The organism is Methylobacterium adhaesivum (assembly GCF_022179065.1).
In the GTDB taxonomy this organism is placed as follows: Bacteria; Pseudomonadota; Alphaproteobacteria; order Rhizobiales; family Beijerinckiaceae; genus Methylobacterium; species Methylobacterium adhaesivum.
Map to the genome: position 1 here is coordinate 83,566 of NZ_BPQD01000020.1, position 25,286 is coordinate 108,851.

Sequence of the window (25,286 nt, forward strand, 5' to 3'; positions counted from 1 at the left end):
GCTCGCGTGAATGCGGTCAGGGGCTGGGGGCGAGGATGAGGCGCTCACGGCCAGTGAAGACCGTGAGGGTATCGGAGCGGGCGATGGCGCAGAGGGTCATGCCGTGCCGCCGCGCCCGGTCGATGGCGAGGGACGTCGGCGCCGAGATCGCCACCACGAAGGAGGCGCCGAGGCTCGCGGCCTTCTCGACCATCTCGAACGAGCACCGGCTCGTGATGACGACGAAGCCGGTGGCTGGATCGACTCCCTCGCGCATCAGGGCGCCGATGAGCTTATCGAGACCGTTGTGGCGCCCGACATCCTCCCGCACGGCCACCAGGTTACCGTCGAGGTCGGCCCAGGCGGCGGCGTGGACCGCGCGGGTCCGCCGATTGAGCACCTGGGTATCGCCGAGGGCCGTGAGAGCCCGCTCCACGGCGGCGATCCCGACGACGACGGGGGCGCCCACCTTGGTCTCCGCCATCGGCAGGGCGCCGAGATCGTCGATGCCACAGACACCGCACCCCGTCCGTCCCGAGATGGCCCGCTTCCGGGCGAGGTGCTCGCGCAACCGTCCCGGCGCGAGATCGACGAGGAGGCGCAGCCCGCCTTCGCCGTCCTCGATGGTGACACCCCGGATCTCCTCTGCGGTGGCGATGATGCCCTCCGTGAGACTGAACCCGTAGGCGAAGTCCACGAGGTCGGCCGGGGTGGTCATCATCACCGCGTACGGCACATTGCCGTAGACGAGGTTGACCGGCATCTCGACGGCGAGGTCGCGCTCGTCCGGCCGGGCCACGGCCTCGTCGTAAGCGACGACGAGGGTCGGAACGCGTCGGGCCGTTTCGGCCGACGCGTTCCGGTTTTCAGGGCCTGTGTTATTCGGCAGCATTCAACTGGGTCGCGATCCGGGTGAGGGAGAAGTCCTCCTCGAAGAACTTCGCCTGCCAGTCGGAGGGCCGGTTGGTACGCCGGACCTGTACCGCCGTCACCTTGTATTCGGGGCAGTTGGTGGCCCAGTCCGAATAGTCGGTCGTGATGACGTTGGCACCGGTCTTGGCGTGGTGGAAGGTGGTGTAGACCACGCCGGGCTGCATGCGCTCGGACACGACGGCCTTCAAGGCGATGTCGCCGGACCGGCTCTCCAGGGCCACGAGATCGCCGTTGACGATGCCGCGCACCTCGGCGTCGAACGGATGGATTTCCAGCACGTCCTCCTCGTGCCAGCGGGAGTTCTCCGTACGGCGGGTCTGCGCGCCGACATTGTACTGTGACAGGATGCGGCCGGTGGTGAGGATGAGCGGGAAGCGCGGCCCCGTGCGCTCCTCCGTCGGCACGTATTCGGTGATCATGAACTTGCCGAGCCCCCGAACGAACCGGTCGACGTGCATCATCGGGGTGCCGCGCGGCGCCGCGTCGTTGCACGGCCACTGGATCGAGCCGAGTTCATCGATCTTGGCAAAGCTCACGCCCTTGAAGCTCGGGGTCAGCGCCGCGATCTCGTCCATGATCTCGGACGGGTGGCTGTAGTTCATCGGGTAGCCGAGGGCGTTGGAGAGCAGCATCGTGCCCTCCCAGTCGCCGACGCCGGAGAGCGGCGGCATGACCTTGCGCACGCGAGAAATGCGGCGCTCGGCATTGGTGAAGGTGCCGTCCTTCTCGAGGAACGACGCGCCCGGCAGGAAGACGTGGGCGTACTTCGCCGTCTCGTTCAGGAAGATGTCCTGGATGACGATGCATTCCATGGCCATCAGGCCGGCGGTGACGTGGTGCGTGTCGGGGTCGGACTGGGCGATGTCCTCGCCCTGGATGTACATGCCCTTGAAGGCGCCATCGACGGCTTCATCGAGCATGTTGGTGATGCGCAGGCCCGGATCCTTGTCGAGGGAGACACCCCAGAGGGACTCGAACGTCTCGCGGGTGGCATCGTCCGAGACGTGACGATAGCCCGGCAACTCGTGCGGGAACGAGCCCATGTCGCACGAGCCCTGGACGTTGTTCTGGCCGCGCAGGGGGTTCACGCCGGCGCCCAGCATGCCGATGTTGCCCGTGGCCATGGCGATGTTGGCCATGCCCATCACCATGGTCGAGCCCTGGCTGTGCTCGGTGACGCCGAGACCATAGTAGATGCCGGCGGCTCCGCCCGTGGCGTAGAGGCGGGCGGCGGCCCGGAGCTCGGCCGGATCGACGCCGGTGAACTGCTCCTGGGCTTCGGGCGAGTGGCGCTCATCGGCCACGAAACGGGCCCAGGCCTCGAAGTCGGCGAGATCGCAGCGCTCGCGGACATAGGCCTCGTCGATCAGCCCCTCGGTGACAATGACGTGTGCCATCGCGTTGATGAAGGCGACGTTGGAACCGGGCTTCAGGGGCAGGTGGTAGTCGGCCTTGATGTGGGGCGACTTCACGAGGTCGATCTTGCGCGGATCGGCGACGATGAGCTTGGCGCCCTCGCGCAGGCGCTTCTTCATCCGCGAACCGAAGACGGGGTGACCGTCCGTCGGGTTGGCGCCGATGACGAGGATCACGTCGGAATGGGCCACGGACGCGAAGTCCTGGGTCCCGGCCGAGGTGCCGAGCGTCGACATCAGGCCGTAGCCCGTCGGCGAGTGGCAGACTCGGGCGCAGGTATCGACGTTGTTGTTGCCGAAGGCAGCGCGCACGAGCTTCTGAACGAGGTAGGCTTCCTCGTTGGTGCAGCGCGACGAGGTGATGCCGCCGACGGAATCCTTGCCGTACTTCGCCTGGATGCGCTTGAACTCGGACGCCGCGCGCTCGATGGCGACCTCCCACGACACTTCCTGCCAGGGGTCCGTGATCTTGTCGCGGATCATCGGCTTGGTGATGCGGTCCTTGTGCGTGGCGTAGCCGTAGGCGAAGCGACCCTTGACGCAGCTATGGCCCTCGTTGGCCTTGCCACCCTTGTAGGGCACCATCCGCACGACGCGAGTGCCCTGCATCTCGGCCTTGAACGAGCAGCCGACGCCGCAATACGCGCAGGTGGTGATCTCGGAATGCTCGGGCTGGCCGTGCTCGATGATCGACTTCTCCTGGAGCGTCGCCGTCGGGCAGGCCTGGACGCAGGCGCCGCAGGACACGCACTCGGATTCCATGAAGTTCGTCGGGCCGGCGGCGACGCGGCTATCGAAGCCACGGCCTTCGATGGTGAGCGCGAAGGTGCCCTGCACCTCCTCGCACGCGCGAACGCAACGGTTGCAGACGATGCACTTCGACGGGTCGTAGGTGAAGTACGGGTTCGAGGTGTCCTTCGGCAGGTACTGCTCGGACGTCGGCTTGACGTGGTTGGCGCCGTCATAGCCGTAGCGCACGTCGCGCAGGCCAACGGCACCCGCCATGTCCTGCAGCTCGCAATCGCCGTTGGCGGCGCAGGTCAGACAATCGAGGGGGTGATCGGAGATGTAGAGCTCCATCACGCCCTTGCGGAGCTTGGCGAGCTTGTCCGTCTGGGTCGAGACCACCATGCCGTTCTCGGCCGGCGTGGTGCAGGAGGCCGGCGTGCCGCGACGGCCCTCGATCTCCACGAGGCAGAGGCGGCAGGAGCCGAAGGCTTCCAGTGAATCCGTCGCACACAGCTTCGGGATCTGCGTGCCTGCGTGCATGGCGGCGGCCATCACGGAGGTCCCGGCTGGAACCGTGACGCTCATGCCGTCGATGGTGAGCGTGACGGTCTGTTCGGACACCCGGATCGGGGTGCCGTAGTCGATCTCTTTGATGAGGGCCATGGGTCGCGCCTCCTTACTCGGCGGCGACGGACATCTGTCCGCCACGCGAGAAATCCTCGGGAAAATGGGTGATCGCGCTCATGACGGGCATCGGTGTGAGCCCGCCCATGGCGCAGAGCGAGCCGTCGGTCATGACGTCGCAAAGGTCGGAGATCACCGCGAGATTGCGCTCGGCGTCCTGGCCGGCGATGACCTTGTCCATGGTCTCGACGCCGCGCGTGGCGCCGATGCGGCAAGGCGTGCACTTGCCGCAGGATTCCACCGCGCAGAACTCGAACGCGAAGCGGGCTTGCTTGGCCATGTCCACGGTGTCGTCGAACACCACGATGCCGCCATGGCCGACGAGGCCTTTCTTCGCGGCCATCGCCTCGTAATCCAACGGGGTGTCGAGGAGATGGTCGGGAAAGTAGGCGCCCAGCGGCCCGCCGACCTGCACCGCGCGCACCGGCCGTCCACTCTGCGTACCGCCGCCGAAATCCTCGATGATCTCGCGCAGCGTGATACCGAAGGCATACTCGATGAGGCCGCCGTGCTTGATGTTGCCGGCGAGTTGGATCGCCAGGGTGCCCAGCGACCGCCCCATGCCGTACTCGGCGTAGGCCTTCGCGCCGTGTTCCAGGATGTAGGGCACGGCCGTGAAGGTCATCACGTTGTTGACCAGGGTCGGCTGGCCGAGGAAGCCCTTCAGGGCCGGGATCGGCGGCTTGGCCCGCACGATGCCGCGGCGGCCTTCGAGGCTCTCCAGCAGCGAGGTCTCCTCGCCGCAGATATAGGCGCCGGCGCCGAGCCGGACTTCGAGGTGAAAGGCCTTTCCGGAGTTCATGACGTTGTCGCCAAGAACACCAGCCGCGATGCCGTTGGCGATGGCCTCCTTGAGGGTGGCGAAAGCCTGCGGATATTCTGAGCGCAGGTAAATGTAACCGCGCGTCGCGCTGGTGGCGATGCCCGCGATGGTCATGCCTTCGATGAGGTTGAAGGGATCGCCCTCCATCATCATCCGGTCTGCGAAGGTGCCGGAATCGCCCTCGTCGGCGTTGCAGACCACGTATTTGTGCGGCGACGCGGCGAGCATCACCGTGTTCCACTTGATGCCCGCCGGGAAGCCGGCGCCGCCGCGCCCGCGCAGGCCAGACTCCCGCACCTCGGCGACGATGCCGGCGGCATCGAGCTTCAGCGCGGCCTCGAGGCCCCGGTAGCCACCGTGAGCGCGATAGTCTTCGACCGAAACCGGATCGACGACGCCACAACGCTGGAACGTCAGCCGGTGCTGGCGGGCAAGATAGGGAATCTTCTCAGGGTCGCCGAGGCGCAGGGCGTGCGCGCCGCCATTCACCAGACCGGCGTCAAGCAACGCATCGACGTCGCTGGGCGTGACGGGGCCGTAGGCGACGCGCCCCTCCGGCGTGCCGACCTCGACCATCGGCTCCAGCCAAAGCAGACCACGCGACCCGGTGCGCACGATGGTGACGTCGAGACCCCGGCGCTCGGCTCCGGCGAACAAGGCGCGGGCGACGCGATTGGCGCCGAGGCCCAGGGCGACGGCATCGCGGGGAACGTAGAGGGTGATGCTCATGACTTCACCTCGGCGAGGGCCGCTTCCAGGGAGTCGGCGGTGAGCCGGGCCAGGGGCTCGTCGTCGACGAGGGCCCCCGGACCGTTGGCGCACAGACCGAGGCAATAGACCGGCTCGACGGTGACCTGCCCGTCCGGAGTGGTGCCGTGCCAGTCGATGCCGAGGCGGGCGAGGATATCGGCGTGGAGCCGGTCGGATCCCATGGCCTGGCAGGCCTCGGCGCGGCACAGCTTCACCTGATGCCGGCCCGACGGTGCGCGGCGGAAGTCGTGGTAGAAGGTGATGCAGCCGTGCACTTCGGCCCGCGAGAGGTTCAGCGCGTCGGCGATGAGCGGCACGGCCCCTTCGTCGACGTACCCGAAGGTCTCCTGCAGGGCGTGCAGGATCGGGAGCGTTGCACCTTCAAGATGGAGATGTTCGGCGATGATCCCAGCGGCGCGGGGCTCGCTCCAGGGCTCGTTCGGCAGCATTGTTCCACCCGGATTGGTCTTGTTCTCGTTCCAAGGTGGTATATCGCCGACCGTGAATCAATCGCGCCTTTCCGTTGGTCGACAACGAATTTTTGTCAACCCGGTATTGTGCGACGCAAAAATCGATAGCGACCACCCCTCACAGGGAAGCAATATCCTGCGCGATTCCAGCCGCCGTGGCCCGCGCTTCGACCATGAGGGCGGCACAGAGGGGCGTCATCGGCTCGCGCTCAGGCACGACGAGGCCGATGAGATGGCTGACGTCGGGCTCCACGATCGGCACGGCGCGGATCCGCTCGTTGAGGCGGAAGCTGTCGGCGAGTACGGCCGGCATGATGCTCGCCCATTTGGCCGTGCGGACATGGGTCAACAGCACGATCATCGAGTTCGATTCAAGCAGCGGGGCCGACACCCGTCCGACATTCGTGAGGTGCCGGTCGATGATCCGGCGGTTCTGCATGTCGGGCGTGAGGAGGCACAGGGGAATGCGCGTGACCTCCTCCCAAGTGACCGAGTCACGGGCACCGAACACGCCGTCGACGGCCGTAAGTAGCCTGTAGCGTTCCCGGTAGAGCGGCACGGTCGTGAGACGCCCGAGCGGCTCGTTCTCCAGGTAGGTGATGCCGGCATCAATCTCGAGATCGGCGATGAGACGGCCGATCTCTCCCGAGGTGGTGGAGTGAACGGAGAAGCGCACCTCAGGATGACGCATGCGGAACGGCGTGGTCAGGGCCGCGACGACCGGCGTGGCCGTCGGGATCGCGGCAAGGCGCAGGGTGCCGGACAGGCCGCGGCGCAGGCTCGCCACCTCCTCACGCATGGCGCGGGCGTCACCGACGATCCGCCGTGCCCATTCGAGGACCCGCTCACCTTCGGGCGTGAAGCCCTGGAAGCGCGAGCCCCGCTGGACCAACATGACCCCGAGGCGCTCCTCGAGCTGCTTCACGCCGGCCGACAGCGTCTGCTGGGACACGTTGCAGACCTGCGCCGCCCGGCCGAAATGGCGTTCGCGGGCTAGGGCGAGGATGAATTCGAGGCGTTCGATCACGGCGCGGTTCGGACCTTCCTCACGACCGTGGCGAGATGCAGCGACCCTCGTGCCCACTCCGGAAATCGCGTCGTGGGTCCCTGTATAACACGGGGGTGTCGCGCCGATGCGACGCTGTTGCGGTTGCATGACCACGGTCCATGTGGTCTGTCACGGCGATCGGCATCCAGGGTGGGAAACTCCGTGGCGTGCCGCAACACCCGCAGAACGCACTTGCGCTTTCGTCCAAATATCGCAAGAGGCGCGGGGACAATCGATCACGTCAAGGGGAGCCGAGAGAGGCAGATGCGGACGACGCAAGCGCAACACCGGTCAACATGGGGGCTTGCCGCGCTTGGCGCCGTCCTCGTTTCGTCGTCCTCCGCCCTGGCGGCAGGCATCGGGCAACCCGAGCCCTGGCAGATGGGCCGTCAGGTTCCCGTCACCGAGAACGCGCGGGATATCCTCTCGTTCGAACACGGCATGCACTGGCTGTCGTTCGGCATCTCGCTCTTCGTGCTCGGGCTGCTGCTCTACTGCATCTACCGCTTCAGCGAGAAGGCGAACCCGACGCCCTCGAAGACCACCCACAACACCCTCATCGAGGTGGCGTGGACCATCGTTCCGGTGCTCATCCTCGTCGCCGTCGCGATTCCCTCGTTCCGCCTGCTGCGTACCCAGCTCTCGGACCCGAAGGCCGACGTGCTCGTGAAGGTGATCGGCCACGCCTGGTACTGGTCCTACGAGTATCCGGCCGTCGAGCAGGGCGGCGGCTTCACGTTCGACGCCAACCTCGATGAGGACAAGCAGCCGAAGCTCCTCGGTACGGACAACGACATGGTCGTGCCCGTGAACAAGATCGTGAAGATCCAGGTCACGGCCGCCGACGTGATGCACTCCTGGGCGATGCCGTCCTTCGGCTTCAAGATCGACGCTGTACCGGGCCGCCTGAACCAGTTCTGGTTCAAGGCCGACCGCGAGGGCACCTACCACGGCCAGTGCTCCGAGCTCTGCGGCGCCCGCCACGCCTACATGCCGATCACCGTCCAGGTCGTGAGCGAAGAGGCGTATGCCAAGTGGCTCGCCGAGGGGAAGACGAAGTTCGCCCGGATCGACAACGACACCGCGAAATTCGCTGCGGCCCGCTGACGGGCCCCGCCGGACCGGAACCCGGTCCGGCCTCACGTCACGAGATTCATGAGAAACCTGGACTGAGGTCTATCCATGGCTAACGCCACAGCACATTCGGGGCTCCACGACGCCCACGATCACAAGCCACCCTTCTTCTCCCGCTGGTTCCTCTCGACCAACCACAAGGACATCGGCACCCTCTACCTGCTGTTCGCCTTCTGCGCGGGCATCATCGGCGCGTTCCTCTCCTTCGGCATCCGCATGGAGATGGAGGAGCCCGGCCTGCAGTACTTCTCGAGCCCCGGCACCTACAACGTGTTCGTGACCGGCCACGGCCTCATCATGGTGTTCTTCATGGTGATGCCCGCCCTCATCGGCGGCTTCGGCAACTGGTTCGTGCCCCTCATGATCGGCGCGCCCGACATGGCGTTCCCGCGCATGAACAACATCTCGTTCTGGCTGACGGTCGCGGGCTTCTTCAGCCTCGTCTGCTCGCTGTTCGTCGAGGGCGCTCCGGGCGCCAGCGGCGCCGGCACCGGCTGGACCGTCTATCCGCCGCTCTCGACCTCCGGCCATCCCGGCCCGGCCGTCGACTTCGCGATCTTCGCCCTCCACCTCTCGGGAGCCGGCTCGATCCTCGGCGCCATCAACTTCATCACCACGATCCTGAACATGCGCGCGCCGGGCATGACCCTGCACAAGATGCCGCTGTTCGCCTGGTCGATGCTGGTGACGGCCTTCCTGCTGCTCCTGTCGCTCCCGGTTCTCGCCGGCGCGATCACGATGCTGCTCACCGACCGCAACTTCGGAACGACCTTCTTCGATCCGGCCGGCGGCGGCGATCCGGTGCTCTATCAGCATCTGTTCTGGTTCTTCGGTCACCCCGAAGTGTACATCATGATCCTGCCGGCCTTCGGCATCGTCAGCCACATCATCTCGACCTTCTCGCGCAAGCCCGTGTTCGGCTACCTTGCCATGGCCTACGCCATGGTCGCCATCGGCGTCGTCGGCTTCGTCGTGTGGGCCCACCACATGTACACCGTCGGTCTGTCGCTCCAGACGCAGTCCTACTTCGTATTCGCCACCATGGTGATCGCGGTGCCCACCGGCGTGAAGATCTTCTCGTGGATCGCGACCATGTGGGGCGGCTCGATCCGCTTCACCGCCGCCATGCACTGGGCCGTCGGCTTCATCTTCCTGTTCACCGTCGGCGGCGTGACCGGCGTGGTGCTGGCGAACTCGGCCGTGGATAAGTACCTGCACGACACCTACTACGTCGTCGCGCACTTCCACTACGTGCTCTCGCTCGGCGCCGTGTTCATCATCTTCGCCGGTATCTACTACTGGTTCCCGAAGATGACCGGCCACATCATCCCCGAATGGGCCGGCAAGCTGCACTTCTGGTTGGCCTTCATCGGCGCGAACGTCCTGTTCTTCCCGATGCACTTCCTCGGCCTCGCCGGCATGCCGCGTCGCTACGCCGACTATCCGGAAGCCTTCGCGGGCTGGCACAAGGTCTCCACCTGGGGTGGGCACATCTTCGCGCTGGGCATGGTGGTGTTCTTCATCGGCGTGGTGCTGGCGTTCCGCTCCAGCAAGCGGGCCGCCGCCAACCCGTGGGGCGAGGGTGCGACCACCCTCGAGTGGACCCTGTCCTCGCCTCCGCCCTTCCACCAGTTCGAGACGCTGCCCCGCATCGTCGACGAGCCGGGCCACCACTGAGAGAAGCGATCAGCTTCACGGATTGCGAGGACCGCGCGAGCGGTCCTCGCTCTTTCCCGGATGCCCGGCCGCGCACCACGCGACGGACATCCCGAAAAGGGCGGCGCCAAAACGACATCGTTCGATGTCGGCGCGATCCGAAGCCCTGCAGGACAACCGCAATCGGGACCCCATGACGAGCCTGTCGAACAGCCTATCCGCTGGCGCCGAGCCGCACCCGGCCACCATGGTCGTCGGCGGCGAAGTCTCCGACTTCTTCGCCCTCCTGAAGCCGCGCGTGATGGTGCTGGTGATCTTCACCGCCCTGGTCGGCATGGCCGTCTCCAACGTCCACATTCAACCCGTTGTCGGGACGATCTCGCTCCTCATGATCGCCGTCGGCGCCGGTGCGTCCGGTTGCCTCAACATGTGGTGGGATGCCGACATCGATGCGGTGATGACCCGGACAGCGAAGCGCCCGATTCCGGACGGACGCATCCAGCCGGGTGAGGCTCTGGCCTTCGGCATCGTCCTCTCCGTCGGCTCCGTCCTCGTCCTCGGCCTCGCCTCCAATTGGCTCGCCGCCGGGCTCCTCGCCTTCACCATCGTGTTCTACGCCGTGTTCTATTCCATGTGGCTGAAGCGGGCGACGCCGCAGAACATCGTCATCGGCGGTGCCGCCGGCGCCCTTCCCCCGGTCATCGGCCAGGCTGTCGTCACCGGCTCGGTGGGCATCGAGTCCCTCGTCCTGTTCCTCATCATCTTCATCTGGACGCCGCCCCATTTCTGGGCGCTCGCCCTGATCAAGTCCGGTGAGTACGCCAAGGCCGGCATTCCGATGATGCCGAACGTCGCCGGGCCGCAATCGACCCGCCGGCAGATCATCTACTATTCCCTCGTGTTGTTCCCCATCGGCCTCGCCCCGGTGTTCCTCGGCTTCGGTGGCTTGCTCTACGGGCTGACGGCCCTGTTTGGCGGCCTCGGCATGCTCGCGTTCAGCGTCCACGTCTTCCGCAACCGTGAGGGCGAGGCTGAGCGCAAGGCGGCGCTCGGGATGTTCGGCTTCTCGATCCTGTACCTCTTCCTCCTGTTCTCTGCGCTGCTCGCCGAGCACAGCCTCGGTCTGTTCCGCGCGGTGATCGCATGACCGGTCCTCGGCCGCGTCCGCTGACACCCGAGGAGGCCCAGCGCCGGCGCAAGCGGTCCCTCGCCATCGCGGCCGTCCTGTTCACCCTCGTGGCGATCTTCTACGTGCTCACCATCGCGAAGCTCGGACCTCAGGTCCTCAATCGCCCGCTGTGAAACGCGGCGAGGGAGACAGAATGACGGATCGCAACAGGGCTACGCGCAAAGCCGGTATCACGGCCTTCGCCTGCGCCGGCATCGCGTTCGGGATGATCGGTCTCGCCTTCGCGTCGGTGCCGCTCTACAACATGTTCTGCAAGGCGACGGGCTTCGATGGCACGCCGCGCCAGGGTGCGGCACCCGTGGCGGCCGCGACGGACGACAGCATGCTCGTCCGCTTCGACACCAACGTCGCCGCCGGCCTCCCCTGGCGCTTCCAGGCCGAATCACCGCAGGTTTCGGTGAATCTCGGTGAGACGAAAACGGTGTTCTTCCGGGTGACGAACACCGGCCCGGCGCCCTCCACCGGCATCGCGACCTTCAACGTCCAGCCGGGCCTGATGGGGGGGTTCTTCGTCAAGATCGAGTGCTTCTGCTTCAACGAGCAGACCCTACAACCGGGCGAAACCATGGATTTCCCGGTGGTGTTCTACGTCGATCCCGCCATGCGGCAGGACTCGAACACCGCGCATCTCACCGAGATGACCCTGTCCTACACCTACTTCGCGTCGAAGAACGGGCAGCCCACGGCTGCGCTTGCGACAACGGGCGGCACGGACAAGAAGTCGAATTTTTGACGCCCCGACGCTGTTTTCATCGGCTCAAGCGTGACAAGAGAACGCCGGGCCGATTAAGGGTTTGAGCGTAGAGACCGGGTAGCCGGCCCGATCGGAACAATGAAAGAGCCCGAAGCCGGATCACGGTCGGGGCCTGGGGTTAGGAGAGACGTTAGATGGCCGAGGCGCACGCCAAGAACCACGATTTCCACATTCTCGCCCCGAGTCCGTGGCCCCTCATCGGCGCCTTCTCCGGCTTCCTCATGGCGTTCGGCGCCGTGTTCTGGATGAAGAGCCTCACCATCGGCACCCTCGCGCCCGGCGCCTACATCTTTGGTGCGGGCACTATCGGCGTCCTCTACACCATGTACGCCTGGTGGAAGGACGTGGTCCACGAGGCCAACACCGGCGACCATACCCGCGTGGTGCAGCTCCATCACCGCTACGGCATGATCATGTTCATCGCCTCCGAGGTGATGTTCTTCGCCGCCTGGTTCTGGGCCTATTTCGAGGCGGCCCTCTACACCGCCGATCCGATTCAGGCGACCCGTGTTGATTTCACCGGTGGGACCTGGCCGCCCAAGGGCATCGAGGCGTTCGATCCCTGGCACCTGCCACTGCTCAACACCCTCATCCTGCTCACCTCGGGCACGACCATCACCTGGGCGCACCACGCTCTCCTGAACGATGACCGCAAGGGCCTGAAGTACGGCCTCTGGCTGACGATCATCCTCGGCATCCTGTTCTCGGCCTGCCAGGCCTACGAGTATGCCCACGCCCATTTCGGTTTCTCGGGCAGCATCTATTCGTCGACCTTCTTCATGGCGACGGGCTTCCACGGCTTCCACGTCATCATCGGAACCATCTTCCTCGCGATCTGCCTCTACCGCGCCTATCTCGGCCAGTTCACGGTGCGTCAGCACCTCGGGTTCGAGTTCGCCGCCTGGTACTGGCACTTCGTGGACGTGGTGTGGCTGTTCCTGTTCGCGTCGATCTACGTCTGGGGTTCGGGTATCGGCCACGCGGCCCACTGACCGGTCGCAGGCCGTCATTGCATGAGAGCCATGAAAGGGCGGCGCGAGCCGCCCTTTCGCGTGCGTGAGACGATCCCAGCCCCCATATCCCTATCGAGCCATGCGGATCAGGGCTCGAGGAGTACTCATCTTGGACGCAACGCGGCCACTTCCCTCGCCCCTCTCCACCGGCCTGCGCGGCCGGTGTCCCCGCTGCGGCGAGGGGCACATGTTCAACGGCTTCCTCACCTTCGCGCCGTCCTGCGACGCCTGCGACCTCGATTATTCCGGGTTCAATTCCGGTGACGGCCCGGCTTTCTTCGTGATGTCCATCGTCGGCACCCTCGTGGTCGGCCTCGCCCTGTGGCTGGAGATCACCTACGAGCCGCCGATCTGGGTCCATGCGCTGGTCGCCGGCACCTTGGCCATCGGATTGAGCCTCGCCATCATCCGGCCGCTCAAAGGCGTGCTCGCCGCCCTGCAATTTGCCAACAAGGCCGAGCAGGGGCGCTTCCGCTAGTGCCCGCCGTCCGGCCCGGTGCCGTGCGCGCCCTCGTCGCGCCCGGTCTCGTCTCCCTCGTGTGCCTCGCGATCCTGCTCGGCCTCGGTGTGTGGCAGCTCGACCGCAAGGGACAGAAGGAGGCCCTCATCGGGCGCATCCTCGCCAGGTCGCAGGTCGATCCCCCGGGAGAGCTGCCACCTGCAACCGCCTGGAACCCCGAGACCGACGAGTTCCGCCGGGTGCGCATCACCGGCACCCTGCTTAACGACCGCGAGACCCTCGTGCACGGCCTCGCGGCCGGTGCCACGCCCGGCCGGGCCCTGCAAGGCTACTACGTTCTGACGCCGTTCCGGCTCCGGCAGGGCGGAACGGTGCTGGTCAATCGCGGCTTCGTCCCGACAGAGCTGAAGGCCCCTGCAAGTCGCGCCTCAGGACAGGTTTCTGGCGAAACCACGATTACCGGCATCCTCCGGGGTTCGGAACCGCGCACGATGTTCGTGCCGGCGCCGGATGCGGCTCGCAACGAGTGGTTCAACCGTGACATCTCGGGCATTAGCGCGGCCATCGGCCTTTCCGATCCCCTCCCCTACCTCGTCGAGGCTGATGCCAGCCCCAATCCCGGGGGCTGGCCGAAGGGGGGGCAGCTGCGCGTCGACCTGCCCAACAACCATCTGCAATATGCCTTCACTTGGTTCGGGATAGCCGGGTGCCTCGTCGGCGTGTTCGGGGTGTTCGCGTGGAAACGCCTGTTCGACACGTCCGAGGCGGCCTGACAGGTGTCGTCCGCCATGTGGTCACGGCTTGCCCGTGACCGCCGGCGGCCCTACACTTTGGGGAGACGAGATCACGCCTCGGAGCCCGTCCCATGCGCGCAGCGATCCTGTTCCTGGCCCTCGGGCTCACCCAGGGCGCGGCGCATGCCGCGGACGAGGCCGGACGGGAGGCCGCCCGCGCCACGGTGGCGCGCCAGATCGAGGCGTTCCGGACGGACGATGCGGCCACCGCCTATGCGCAGGCCGCCCCGGCAATCCAGGGAATGTTCCCCTCGCCCGACACGTTCCTCGCCATGGTCCGGAAAGGCTATGCCGCCGTCTATCGCGCCCGTACTTTCCGCGTGGACCGCGTCGAGGACGTGGGCACCGACGGTGTCGCCCTCGGTGCGATGGTCCAGGACGAGGCCGGGGCCGATTGGCTGGCCCTCTACACCCTCGAGAAGCAGCCCGATGGTGCCTGGCGCATCACCGGTTGCCAGCTGACGAAGGCGCCGGGCACGAGCACCTGATCGGTGCCGTGGCGCGCCGCACGACAAGCCAGCGGTCGTCACGTTCGCATCCCGGGTCCGCCATAGGTTTCGACAGGCCGGACGGGTTGGTGTAGACGGGGCGCCTTCCCGGAGGCCCCTTTGCTTCACGTTTCGACCCGCGGCGCTGCGGCGCCCCTCTCGTTCTCCGATGCTCTGCTCGCCGGGCTCGCCCGCGACGGCGGTCTCTACGTGCCGGAAAGCTGGCCGCAGCTTTCGCGCGAGACCATCGCGGGGCTCGCCGGCCTGCGCTACGCCGACGCCGCCAAGATCGTTCTGCGACCCCTCATCGACGGCGAGATCGCGGATGCCGATCTCGATCGGATGATCGAGGAGGCCTACGCGTCGTTCCGTCATCCGGCCGTCTGCCCCCTGACCCAGCTCGACGACAACCTGTTCCTGCTCGAACTCTTCCACGGACCAACGCTGGCGTTCAAGGACGTGGCGATGCAGCTCCTCGGGCGGCTGATGGACCACGTCTTACGCGCACGCGGGACCAGGGCCACCATCGTGGGCGCTACCTCGGGCGACACGGGCTCCGCCGCCGTCGAAGCCTTCCGGGGCCTCGATCAGGTCGACATCTTCATCCTGTTCCCGGAGGGCCGCGTCTCCGAGGTGCAGCGCCGCCAGATGACGTCGGTGGGCGCGGACAACGTTCACGCCATCGCCATCGACGGCAATTTCGATGATTGCCAGAACATCGTCAAAGCCCTGTTCCAGCACGCCGAATTCGCCGATGCGGTGAAGCTCTCGGGCGTCAATTCTATCAACTGGGCCCGCGTCGCCGCTCAGGCGGTCTACTACTTCACGGCCGCGGTAGCCCTGGGCGCCCCCCATCGCCCGGTCTCGTTCGCGGTGCCCACGGGCAATTTCGGCGACATCCTCGCCGGCTGGGTCGCCAAGCGCATGGGCCTGCCCATCGAGCGACTCATGATCGGTACCAACGCCAACGACATCCTGGCCCGGACCCTGGAGCACGGGTCCTATGAGGTGAAGGGCGTGCAGCCCACCACCTCGCCGTCCATGGACATCCAGATCTCCTCGAACTTCGAACGCCTGCTGTTCGAAGCCCTGGGGCGCAATTCCTCGAGCCTCGGACGCCTGATGGCCGGGCTGAAGCAGTCGGGCGGGTTCACCCTGGACGCGGCCGTGCTCGACACCGTCCGCGCCGAGTTCGACGCCACCGCCGTTCCGGAAGACAGCGTGAAGGCCGAGATCGCCAGGACCTTCGCGGAGACCGGCCACGTCATCGATCCGCACAGCGCCATCGGGGTCCATGCCGGGCGCAAACTCCTCGACCGGGACCCGCACACGCCCGTCGTCGCGCTCGCGACCGCGCATGCGGCGAAATTCCCCGATGCCGTCGCCGAGGCGGTCGGCGGCGCACGCCCGGCCCTGCCGCCGCACCTCGCCGACCTCCTCGACCGCAAGGAGACCTTCTCGCGCCTCGCCAACGATCAGGCGGCGGTGGAAGGGTTCATCCGCGCCCACGCCCGTATCACCAAGGCCGGCTGACGCCATGAACCAGCACTTCGCCACCCATGGCGCCTCTCCCGACCTGCGGATCACCCGTCTCGACAACGGGGTCACCGTCGTCACGGAGGCGATGCCGGGTGTCGCCACGGCGACCCTTGGCGTCTGGGTCGGCGCGGGCTCCCGCCACGAGCGGCCCGAGGAGAGCGGCCTGAGCCACCTCATCGAGCACATGGCGTTCAAGGGCACCACGACGCGCTCGGCCCGGCGCATCGCCGAGGACATCGAGAATGTCGGTGGCGACATCAACGCCGCCACGAGCGCCGAGGGCACGAGCTACACGGCCCGGGTCCTCGGCGAGGACGCGGGCGTGGCCCTCGACGTCATCGGCGACATCCTCACGGACTCGGTGTTCGACGCCGGTGAGCTGGCGCGCGAGAAGAGCGTGATCCTCCAGGAGCACGCCGCCATCGAGGACACGCCCGACGACGTGGTCTACGAGGCCTTCACCGAGGCGGCCTTCCCCGATCAGCCCATGGGCCGCCCGATCATCGGCACACCTGACACCATCAACAGCTTCAACCACGGCGCCATCGAAGCCTACATCGCCCGCGAATACACCCCGGACCGCATCGTGCTCGCGGCGGCCGGCGCCATCGCGCACGACGCCATCGTGGACGCGGCACAACGCCATTTCGGCAATCAGCGCGCCGCGACGGCGCCCGAGACCGTTCCCGGCGTCTATGGCGGCGGCGAGAAGCGCATCCAGAAGAAGCTCGAACAGGCGAACGTGGTCCTCGGCCTGCCCGGCCTGTCGTTTCGCGATCCCGACTACTACGCCCTCCACATGTTCACCCAGGTGCTGGGCGGTGGCCTGACGTCGCGTCTCTGGCACGAAGTCCGCGAGACGCGTGGCCTCGCCTACGAGATCCAGGCGTTCCACTGGGCGTTCCACGATTGCGGCCTGTTCGGGATCGGCGCCGGCACCTCCGGCGGGGATCTTGGCCAACTCGTGGACGTCACCCTGGAGGCCACGACCCGGGCGGCGCGGGACGCCGACACCGTTGAAGTCGCGCGCGCCAAGGCGCAGCTGAAGGTCGCCCTGCTGTCGGCCCTCGAAACGCCGGGCGGGCGCATCGAGCGCAACGCCCGCCAGATCCTGGCCTGGGGCCGGGTGATCCCGGCGAGCGAGGTCATCGCCAAGGTCGATGCGGTCACCGTCGACGACGTGCGTGCCGCCGGGGCAAAGCTGCTCTCCGGCGCTCCGACCCTTGCCGCCATCGGCCCGATCAAGAAACTTCCGTCGCTGGATCGGATCGCCGCCACCTTGAGGGCCGCGTGAGGTTCACGCCCCCGGCTTGTTTTGGCCGCAAAGGAACGTGATCCAACGGGCGCGGCGCCGCAGTGAAGAAACCGTGTGCGCCTCCGCTCCGGCCAGGTCCCTGCCTTGCCGGTGGGGGTCGCCGCCGATACGACTGAGCCTCGAGCTGAGCCGTAGACGTCTCACAGCCCCGACCGGCCGGAACATTCGCCCGTTGCGTCAAATCTTCTTCGTCCTCGCCGCCCTCGTGACGGCCCTGATCGGCGCCCTGGCGCTGCCGGCGCCGGCCCGGGCCGTCGAAGCCGTGCGCGTCACCCTCGACGCCCCCGCCATCGACCTGACGCCGATGATCGAGCGGTACCGCTCGGACGGCGACCTGATCCAGATCTCGACGGCGCCGGGCAAGGACGGCATCGTGCGCCGCATCGTCGTCAAGGCGCGCGACACGGGTGCGCGGCCCGATTGGATGGTGTTCGCCCTCACCAACGACACCGACGAACAGATCGACCGTGTCCTCGTCGCCCCGCATTTCCGCCTCGTCGGCTCGGGGGTGATCTGGCCGGATCTCGGCGGCTCGCGCATCGCCGCCATCACGGCGAGCCAGGGCATCCGTCCCGAGCGCGACGAGAACCCGGAAGCCGACCAATTCGTCATCACCCTCGATCCCGGCGCCACCGTCACCTACGTGGCCGAGCTGCGCGGGCCGAATATTCCCCAGGTCTATCTGTGGGATCAGGAAGCCTACCGCAAGAAATCCACCGGTCTGACGCTCTACAAGGGCATCATCATCGGCATCGCCGGCCTGCTCGCGCTGTTTCTGACGATCATCTTCGTGGTCAAGGGCGCGATCATCTTCCCCGCGGCCGCCGCCCTGGCGTGGTCGGTTCTTGCCTACGCGTGCATCGATTTCGGGTTCCTCCAGCGGGTCCTGCCCGTCACGGAGGTGGCCGAGCGGATCTATCGCGCGTCGGCCGAAGCGGTGCTCGGCGCGACGCTGCTGGTCTTCCTGTTCGCCTATCTCAACCTCAGCCGCTGGCACGTGCGCTACAGCCATGTGGCGTTCTTCTGGCTCGCCTTCCTCGCCGGCCTCGTGGCCCTCGCGGTGTTCGATCCGCCCGTGGCCGCCGGCGTCGCGCGCATCTCCATCGCGGCGGTCGCGGGCGTCGGGCTCCTCCTCATCGTCTACCTCGCGGCCCACAACGGCTACGACCGGGCGATCCTCCTCATCCCGACCTGGGTCCTCCTCCTCGTCTGGGTAGTGGCGGCGGGCTTCGCCATCACGGGGCAGATCGGGTCCGACCTCGTGCAGCCCGCCCTCATTGGCGGCCTCGTCCTCATCGTCATGCTCATCGGCTTCACGGTGATGCAGCATGCCTTTGCAGGCGGCGGCCTCACCCATGCCCTCGTCTCCGATACCGAGCGGCGGGCGCTGGCGCTCACGGGGGCCGGCGACGTGGTGTTCGACTGGGACGTCCCCGGCGACCGGGTCTTCGCCGGCCAGGAGATCGAGGGCCAGCTCGGGCTGAAGCGGGGGGCCCTCGAAGGTCCAGCCGTGAACTGGCTTGCCCTGGTGCACCCGTTCGACGTCGAGCGCTATTCTGCGGCCTTGGACACGATCATCGAGGAGCGGCGCGGACGCATCGTCCACGATTTCCGTCTGCGGTCCACGGCCGGCCCGTACTACTGGTACCGTCTCAAGGCGCGCCCGGTCATCGGCACCGATGGCGAGGTGGTGCGCGTGGTGGGCACGATCTCGGACGTCACCGAGGTCAAGACCGCCGAGGAGCGCCTCCTCCACGACGCCGTGCACGACAGCCTCACGGGCTTGCCCAACCGCGAGCTGTTCAACGACCGGCTCGACGCCGCCCTGGCCTTCGCGAGCCAGGATCCGCGCCTGAAGCCGACGACCATCGTCCTCGACATCGACCGGTTCAAGGCCATCAACGACGCCATCGGCCTGTCGGCGGGCGACTCGATCCTCCTGACCCTATCGCGCCGCCTCGGCCGACTCCTGCGCCCGCAGGATTCCCTCGCCCGGGTGGCGGGCGACGAATTCGCGCTGATCCTGCTGTCGGAGCGCGATCCCGACCGCATCCTCTCCTTCGCCGAGATGATCCGCAAAGCCATCGCCACGCCGATCACCTATGCCGACCGGGAGATCTTCCTCACGGTCTCCGTCGGGATCGTGCTGCACGAGGCCGGCGCCAACCCGAAGCGCGACGAGGTATTCAAGAACGCCGAGATCGCCATGATCCAGGCCAAACGCGGCGGCGGCGACCGCATCGAGGTGTACCGAGCCGATATGCGCGGCGAGCGCGGCGACCGCCTGTCGCTCGAGGCCGACCTTCGCCGCTCGCTCGATCGCAACGAAATGAAGGTTCTGTTCCAGCCCATCGTGCGGCTGGAGGACCGCACCGTGGCGGGCTTCGAGACCTTGCTGCGCTGGGACCATCCCCGCCTCGGGCGTATTCCGGCCGCGACCTTCATGCCGGTGGCCGAGGAATGCGGATTCGTGGTCAACCTCGGCATCTTCGCCCTGGAGCGGACGGCCCTCGAACTCGCCGCCTGGCAACGGTCCCTCGACGTCGAGCCGCCGATCTTCGCCACCGTCAACATGTCGTCGCGCCAGCTCCTGCGCCACGATCTCCTCCACGACGTGAAGACGATCCTGGCCCGGTCAGGAGTACTGCCCGGCTCCCTCAAGCTCGAATTCACCGAGAGCCTGGTGATGGAGAATCCGGAATACGCCACGCAGATGCTGGCCCGCATCCACGACCTCGGCGCCGGTCTCTCCCTCGACGATTTCGGCACGGGCTATTCGTCCCTCTCCTACCTCCAGCGTTTCCCGTTCGACACGATCAAGATCGACCAGTCGTTCGTCCGCCAGATGGCGACGGGGCGCACGGCGATCCTGCGATCCATCGTCAAGATGGCCCAGGAGCTCGGCCTCGCCATCATCGCCGAGGGGGCGGAATCGGAGGCCGACGCGCAGGCCCTGGCCGAACTCGGCTGCGAATACGCGCAAGGCTTCGCCTTCGGCGATCCGATGTCGATGCTGCAGGCCCGCCAGCTCCTCGGGGCGGCCCCGGAAGCCGCCTGACCCGAACGCAGGCCATTGGGAACCGGCCGCCGGAATCGACCCGACACGGCGCCAAACTGGCTTTCCCCGAGAAAGCCGCCAATCGACTTAAGTCTCCCTTAACCATGATCCATCATCGTCCCTGTGATTGGGAGGCCGGGTTCGGGCGGCCACGCGAGGGGGAATTCACATGGTGGCCGAAGCCGCACTCAGGGACGACGAGGGCTCCGAGTCCGAGATGGTCCGGCGCCTGATGGCCCGGTCCCTTCGCCTCGTGGAAGCTCCCGTCAACGAGCCCGAGGCGCATCGACCGCCGCCCCTCGCCTTCCTGCGAGAGCAGACACCTCCAGCATCCGCCGAAGTCGATCGACTCAAGGCCGAAATCCTCGTGATGAAGGCGGTTCTGCGTTCCCAGCAGGACGAGATCGCGCAACTGCGTGCCTGCCTCATGGCCATCACCGATCCCGAGATCGACCCCGCGCCGCTCACGCCCGAAGCACAGGTAGTGCGGGATCGCTGGGCCACCCTCGTCGATCGCCTCCTCCAAGCTTCGCACTGATCCGAGTTTCCGCGACGCATGACGCGCCGCCTGGCCCCGTTCGAGGGATGATGATGAGCGCCCGCTGCTCCCTCGTGGTTAACGGCAAGTCCGTGCGCATCTCCACGGGCGATACGCCTCTGGAAGCCGCCCTCGCCGACGGCATGATCGCCTCGCCGCCCGGCCTCTTGGGCCAGGGCTCCGGCCCCCTGCCCCGGCGGGCTCAGGCGCGCAGCCATCGCTCCGACGCGATCAAGCTCACCGCACCGCGCGCCGGACTCGTGGAGCGGCCCGAGCCCCTCGTCGCAACGGCGCCCAAGCCGATTCCGGCGCAGAAGCGCTCCGGCACGGTCACGCAGATCACGCCCCTCGGCCCGCATACCCTCGAAGTCGTGGTGACGATCACCAAGCGCCTCGCTTTCGAGCCGGGCCATGGGGCGGTGGCCACCTTCGACGGCTTCGAGCCTGTTATCCTGCACCCGACCCTGCGGATCGATGGCGCGGCCGAGCTCAACGAACTCGTCTTCCACCTCCGCCTGACGGGCGACCGCTCGGCCCTGCCCGACGCCTTCGGGGAAGAGATCGTCCTCGACCACCCGGTGAAGATCAAAGGTCCCGTTGGCCGGGGCTTCTACCGCCCCGGCGGCGGTCGCCTCGTGCTCGTGGCCGCCGAGACGGGGTTCGCGCCGATCTGGTCCATCGCCCGGGCGGCCCGCTACATCGAACCGGCCCGCGAGGTGGCGATCCATGTCGGCGCCCGCGATCCCTTAGACCTCTACATGCGGCCGTCCTTCGACTGGCTGCGCGCGACGGGCGTCGGCCGCCTCGTCCTCGTCGCCGACCGCAGCCGCCAACGTCCGCCCGACGTGCGGCCCGGCCCCCTCACGGCCCACCTGCCGTCGCTGCGAACCACCGACGTGGTTCACGTCGCCGGAGACGCCTCGACGGTGGGCGCCGTCGAGGTCCTGGCCGCCGCCGCCGGAGCCCGATGCTACCCGATCCTCCTGGACGCCAAGCCCTGAAAAAACGGCCCGGCCCCATCGTAGTGGAGCCGGGCCGGAAGGGTTCGGCGGAGGGAAGCGGGGGCCGCGTCTATTCCGGGGGCAGCTGACGCACGGCACCGCGGGCGGCACTGGTCGCCAGCATGGCGTAGGCGCGCAGGGCCGTGGTGACCCGGCGCTTGCGTGGCTCGGTCGGCTTCCATCCCGCCGCGTCCTGCGCCGCCCGGCGGCGGCCGAGTTCGACCTCGTCCACGGCGAGGTGAATGCTGCGATTTGGGATATCGATCTCGATGCGGTCGCCGTCCTGCACCAGGCCGATGAGACCGCCCTCCGCTGCCTCCGGCGAGACGTGGCCGATGGAGAGCCCCGACGAACCGCCCGAGAATCGACCATCGGTCACGAGGGCGCAGGCTTTGCCGAGGCCCTTCGATTTCAAATAGCTCGTGGGATAGAGCATTTCCTGCATCCCAGGGCCGCCGCGTGGTCCCTCGTAGCGGATGAGCACCACTTCGCCGGCCTTGACCCTGCCGTTGAGGATGGCGTCCACGGAGGCGTCCTGACTCTCGAACACCCGGGCAGTGCCCGTGAAGGTGAGGATCGAGGCGTCCACCCCCGCCGTCTTCACGATGCAGCCGTCGACGGCGAGATTGCCGTACAGAACCGCGAGACCGCCATCCTGCGAGTAGGCATGGTTCGCCTCGCGGATCACGCCGCCGGTGCGGTCGAGGTCGAGTTCCTCCCAGCGCGCCGCCTGACTGAAGGCGACCTGCGTCGGCACACCCCCGGGAGCCGCCCGGTAGAACTCCGACACCACGGCGCTGTCCGTGCGGCGCACGTCCCAGCGGTCGAGGGCTTGCCCCAGGGTTCCGGCATGCACGCTGCCGGCCTTCGGGTCGATGAGCCCGGCCCGGTCGAGTTCGCCGAGGATCGCCATGATACCGCCGGCCCGGTGCACGTCCTCCATGTGGACCTCGGCCACGGCCGGCGCGACCTTGCACAGGACGGGCACGCGCCGGGACAGCCGGTCGATATCGGCCATGGTGAAGGGCAGCTCCGCCTCATGGGCGGCGGCGAGCAGGTGCAACACGGTGTTGGTCGAGCCGCCCATGGCGATGTCGAGGGTCATGGCGTTCTCGAAGGCCGAGAAGCCGGCGACGGACCGGGGCAGCACGCTCGCGTCGTCGCCCTCGTAGTAGCGCTTGGCGAGATCGACGATGAGGTGGCCGGCCTCGACGAACAGACGGCGGCGGTCGGCGTGGGTCGCCAGCACCGAGCCGTTGCCGGGCAGCGACAGGCCGAGGGCCTCCGTGAGGCAGTTCATGGAATTGGCCGTGAACATGCCCGAGCACGAGCCGCAGGTCGGGCAGGCCGAGCGCTCGATGGCCGCGACGTCCTCGTCCGACACCCGGTCGTCGGCGGCCGCCACCATGGCATCGACGAGGTCGAGCTTCTTGATCACGCCCTTGAGCTGAACCTTACCGGCCTCCATGGGACCGCCGGAGACGAACACCGCCGGAATGTTGAGGCGCAGCGCCGCCATCAGCATGCCGGGTGTGATTTTGTCGCAATTCGAGATGCACACCATCGCGTCGGCGCAATGGGCGTTGACCATGTACTCGACGGAATCGGCGATGAGCTCGCGCGAGGGAAGCGAGTAGAGCATCCCGTCATGGCCCATGGCGATGCCGTCATCGACCGCGATGGTGTTGAATTCCTTGGCGACGCCCCCGGCGGCCTCGATCTCGCGGGCGACGAGCTGGCCCAGATCCTTGAGATGGACGTGGCCGGGCACGAACTGGGTGAAGGAGTTCACCACGGCGATGATCGGCTTACCGAAATCGCCGTCCTTCATGCCTGTGGCGCGCCACAGGCCGCGGGCGCCGGCCATGTTGCGGCCATGGGTGGTGGTGCGGGAACGATAGGCGGGCATCGCATCTCTCTTCGGTTCACCCGGCTTTTGCGGGCGAGAGGCGATGCGTTGCAAGTCCCTTCCTGAATACCTTCGTCGCGGGGCTGCGACGAAGGCTGACGCGGTCGGCTCAGGCCGCCCGCGCCCTCAGGCCGGCGCCGTTGCCGAAGGCGCGGGCATAGAGGGAGGCGTAGGTGGTGGCGGCCTCGTCCCAGCCGAAGGTGCGCGACATCGCCGTGCGGCGCATGACGTTGAGGCGCTTCTTCTGGGCGAAGGTGTCGAGGGCCCGCCGGACTGCGCCGGAGAGGCCGCAGGCGGAGCTTTCGCTGAAGGTGAAGCCAGTCACGCCATCCTCCACCGTATCGGCGAGGCCGCCGGTGCGATGAACGATGGGCAGGGACCCGAAGCGCTGGGCATACATCTGCGCGAGGCCGCAGGGCTCGAAGCGCGAGGGCATCAGCAGGAAGTCGCTGCCGGCGAACATCCGCCGGGCATCCTGCTCGTTGAAACCGACATGGACGCCGACGGCGTCGGGATGGCGCCGGGAGAGATCACGCAACGCGTCCTCGAACCGGCTCTCGCCCTGGCCGATGACCACGAGCTGGCCACCCTCGGAGACGATGGTCTCGGCGGCCGCGAGGCTGAGGTCGATCCCCTTCTGGTGGACGAGGCGGGACACGATGGCGAACAGAGGTCCGCGCGAAACGGCGAGACCGAACTGGCGCCGCACGGTCTCGGCATTGGCGCGCTTGCCCTTCCAGTCGTCGGCCTCGAACCGGGTGGCGAGGTGCGGATCCGTACGCGGGTCCCAGCTCTCGTCGATTCCGTTGAGGATGCCGGCGAGGCGCCCCTGCGACGCGCGGGTGCGCAGGAGACCGTCGAGGCCGCAGCCGGCGCCCGGCGTCGTGATCTCACGGGCGTAGGTGTCGCTCACGGTGGTGACGTGCGAGGCGTAGTAGAGGCCAGCCTTGAGGAAGGAGAGCTGCCCGTAGAATTCGACGCCGTCCATCTGGAAGGCGTGATCCGGGACGCCGAGACGGCCCAGGGCATCGCGCGAGAACAGTCCCTGGTAGGCGAGGTTGTGGACGGTGAGGATGCTCGGCACCCGCAGACCAGCCCAGGCGAGGTAGGCCGGCGCGAGGGCTGCCTGCCAGTCGTTCAGATGCAGGAGATCCGCGGACCAGGTCGGATCGACGCCGCGGGCGATCTCGGCGGCGGCGAGACTCAGGCGGGCGAAGCGCAGATCGTTGTCGGAAAAGTCGCCCTGCGCGTCGCCGTAGGGCGAGCCGTCCCGCTGGTAGAGTTCGGGGCTGAGGAGCACGTAAATCTGGAGGCCGTCACCGCTCTCGACGAGGCCGAGTTCGCACGGCGGAATGCCGGCATGGCCCGGCAGCTGGGCGACGACGGGGATGTGATCGTACCGCTCAACCACCTGACGGTAGCCGGGGATCAGGATGCGGATGTCGTAGTGCCGGCGGATGGCCCGCGGCAGGGAGGCCGCGACCTCGCCGAGACCGCCGGTCTTGACGAAATCCGCCATTTCCGGCGTAGCGAAGAGGATACGGGGCTGATGGAGGGGCGACGCCTGGCCCATGAGGGCGCTGGCGGAAACGGTATCGGACGCGACC

At 67.4% G+C, this 25,286-nt stretch carries 21 protein-coding genes; 14 read left to right on the forward strand and 7 right to left on the reverse strand.

The annotated features are described in order from the left end of the window. Positions 1-16: 16 nt before the first annotated feature. The 5 genes from fdhD to MFF01_RS15230 form a co-directional block, all read right to left on the reverse strand. The gene (fdhD, locus tag MFF01_RS15210; protein ID WP_238226756.1) at positions 17-871 is read right to left on the reverse strand and encodes a formate dehydrogenase accessory sulfurtransferase FdhD; all 855 of its coding nucleotides are present in this window, start codon (positions 869-871) and stop codon (positions 17-19) included. Next, on the reverse strand, positions 858-3,719 hold the full coding sequence (gene fdhF, locus MFF01_RS15215; RefSeq protein ID WP_238226758.1) for a formate dehydrogenase subunit alpha: 2,862 nt from the start codon (positions 3,717-3,719) through the stop codon (positions 858-860). The genes fdhD and fdhF overlap by 14 nt, the downstream gene beginning before the upstream one ends. A gap of 13 nt (positions 3,720-3,732) precedes the next feature. After that, positions 3,733-5,292 (reverse strand): formate dehydrogenase beta subunit, encoded by a 1,560-nt coding sequence (locus MFF01_RS15220; protein ID WP_238226760.1) that lies wholly within the window; start codon positions 5,290-5,292, stop codon positions 3,733-3,735. Beyond that, positions 5,289-5,762, reverse strand: coding sequence for a formate dehydrogenase subunit gamma (locus MFF01_RS15225; protein ID WP_238226762.1), 474 nt, complete (start codon positions 5,760-5,762; stop codon positions 5,289-5,291). Before MFF01_RS15225 ends, MFF01_RS15220 begins: the two co-directional genes overlap by 4 nt. 139 nt (positions 5,763-5,901) lie before the next feature. Next, positions 5,902-6,810 (reverse strand): LysR family transcriptional regulator, encoded by a 909-nt coding sequence (locus MFF01_RS15230; protein ID WP_238226764.1) that lies wholly within the window; start codon positions 6,808-6,810, stop codon positions 5,902-5,904. Positions 6,811-7,095: 285 nt separating this feature from the next. Between MFF01_RS15230 and coxB the strand changes: the two genes are divergently transcribed. From coxB to MFF01_RS15300, 14 genes are all read left to right on the forward strand, one after another. Next, the gene (gene coxB, locus MFF01_RS15235; RefSeq protein ID WP_238226766.1) at positions 7,096-7,938 is read left to right on the forward strand and encodes a cytochrome c oxidase subunit II; all 843 of its coding nucleotides are present in this window, start codon (positions 7,096-7,098) and stop codon (positions 7,936-7,938) included. 75 nt (positions 7,939-8,013) lie between these two features. Then, entirely contained in the window at positions 8,014-9,642 is a 1,629-nt protein-coding gene (ctaD, locus tag MFF01_RS15240; protein WP_238226768.1) for a cytochrome c oxidase subunit I, read from the forward strand. Between the two features lie 172 nt (positions 9,643-9,814). Then, positions 9,815-10,768 carry a heme o synthase gene (locus MFF01_RS15245; protein WP_238226914.1) on the forward strand — a complete coding sequence of 318 codons (954 nt, stop codon included), beginning with the start codon at positions 9,815-9,817 and terminating at the stop codon, positions 10,766-10,768. Next, positions 10,765-10,923 carry a cytochrome c oxidase system small membrane protein gene (locus MFF01_RS15250; RefSeq protein ID WP_238226770.1) on the forward strand — a complete coding sequence of 53 codons (159 nt, stop codon included), beginning with the start codon at positions 10,765-10,767 and terminating at the stop codon, positions 10,921-10,923. Before MFF01_RS15245 ends, MFF01_RS15250 begins: the two co-directional genes overlap by 4 nt. A 20-nt stretch (positions 10,924-10,943) precedes the next feature. Then, positions 10,944-11,543, forward strand: coding sequence for a cytochrome c oxidase assembly protein (locus MFF01_RS15255; RefSeq protein WP_238226772.1), 600 nt, complete (start codon positions 10,944-10,946; stop codon positions 11,541-11,543). A gap of 155 nt (positions 11,544-11,698) precedes the next feature. Continuing rightward, positions 11,699-12,556 (forward strand): cytochrome c oxidase subunit 3, encoded by an 858-nt coding sequence (locus MFF01_RS15260; RefSeq protein WP_238226774.1) that lies wholly within the window; start codon positions 11,699-11,701, stop codon positions 12,554-12,556. 100 nt (positions 12,557-12,656) lie between these two features. Continuing rightward, on the forward strand, positions 12,657-13,055 hold the full coding sequence (locus tag MFF01_RS15265; protein ID WP_238226776.1) for a DUF983 domain-containing protein: 399 nt from the start codon (positions 12,657-12,659) through the stop codon (positions 13,053-13,055). After that, the gene (locus MFF01_RS15270; protein WP_238226778.1) at positions 13,055-13,810 is read left to right on the forward strand and encodes an SURF1 family protein; all 756 of its coding nucleotides are present in this window, start codon (positions 13,055-13,057) and stop codon (positions 13,808-13,810) included. The genes MFF01_RS15265 and MFF01_RS15270 overlap by 1 nt, the downstream gene beginning before the upstream one ends. Positions 13,811-13,902: 92 nt before the next feature. Next, on the forward strand, positions 13,903-14,319 hold the full coding sequence (locus tag MFF01_RS15275) for a DUF4864 domain-containing protein (protein ID WP_238226780.1): 417 nt from the start codon (positions 13,903-13,905) through the stop codon (positions 14,317-14,319). 120 nt (positions 14,320-14,439) lie between these two features. After that, positions 14,440-15,852 carry a threonine synthase gene (gene thrC / locus MFF01_RS15280; RefSeq protein ID WP_238226782.1) on the forward strand — a complete coding sequence of 471 codons (1,413 nt, stop codon included), beginning with the start codon at positions 14,440-14,442 and terminating at the stop codon, positions 15,850-15,852. A gap of 4 nt (positions 15,853-15,856) precedes the next feature. Then, entirely contained in the window at positions 15,857-17,152 is a 1,296-nt protein-coding gene (locus MFF01_RS15285; protein WP_238226784.1) for a M16 family metallopeptidase, read from the forward strand. 325 nt (positions 17,153-17,477) lie between these two features. Then, positions 17,478-20,231 (forward strand): EAL domain-containing protein, encoded by a 2,754-nt coding sequence (locus MFF01_RS15290; protein ID WP_373319772.1) that lies wholly within the window; start codon positions 17,478-17,480, stop codon positions 20,229-20,231. Positions 20,232-20,400: 169 nt separating this feature from the next. Continuing rightward, positions 20,401-20,769 (forward strand): hypothetical protein, encoded by a 369-nt coding sequence (locus MFF01_RS15295; protein WP_238226788.1) that lies wholly within the window; start codon positions 20,401-20,403, stop codon positions 20,767-20,769. A 53-nt stretch (positions 20,770-20,822) separates the two neighbouring features. Then, positions 20,823-21,770, forward strand: coding sequence for a ferredoxin reductase domain-containing protein (locus MFF01_RS15300; RefSeq protein WP_238226789.1), 948 nt, complete (start codon positions 20,823-20,825; stop codon positions 21,768-21,770). 70 nt (positions 21,771-21,840) lie between these two features. Here MFF01_RS15300 and ilvD read toward each other — a convergent pair whose 3' ends face one another. Both ilvD and glgA read right to left on the reverse strand, forming a co-directional pair. Beyond that, positions 21,841-23,679: a dihydroxy-acid dehydratase gene (gene ilvD, locus MFF01_RS15305; protein WP_238226792.1), complete on the reverse strand. Its 1,839-nt coding sequence runs from the start codon at positions 23,677-23,679 to the stop codon at positions 21,841-21,843. 109 nt (positions 23,680-23,788) lie between these two features. After that, positions 23,789-25,252, reverse strand: coding sequence for a glycogen synthase GlgA (glgA, locus tag MFF01_RS15310; protein WP_238226915.1), 1,464 nt, complete (start codon positions 25,250-25,252; stop codon positions 23,789-23,791). Between the last annotated feature and the right edge of the window lie 34 nt (positions 25,253-25,286).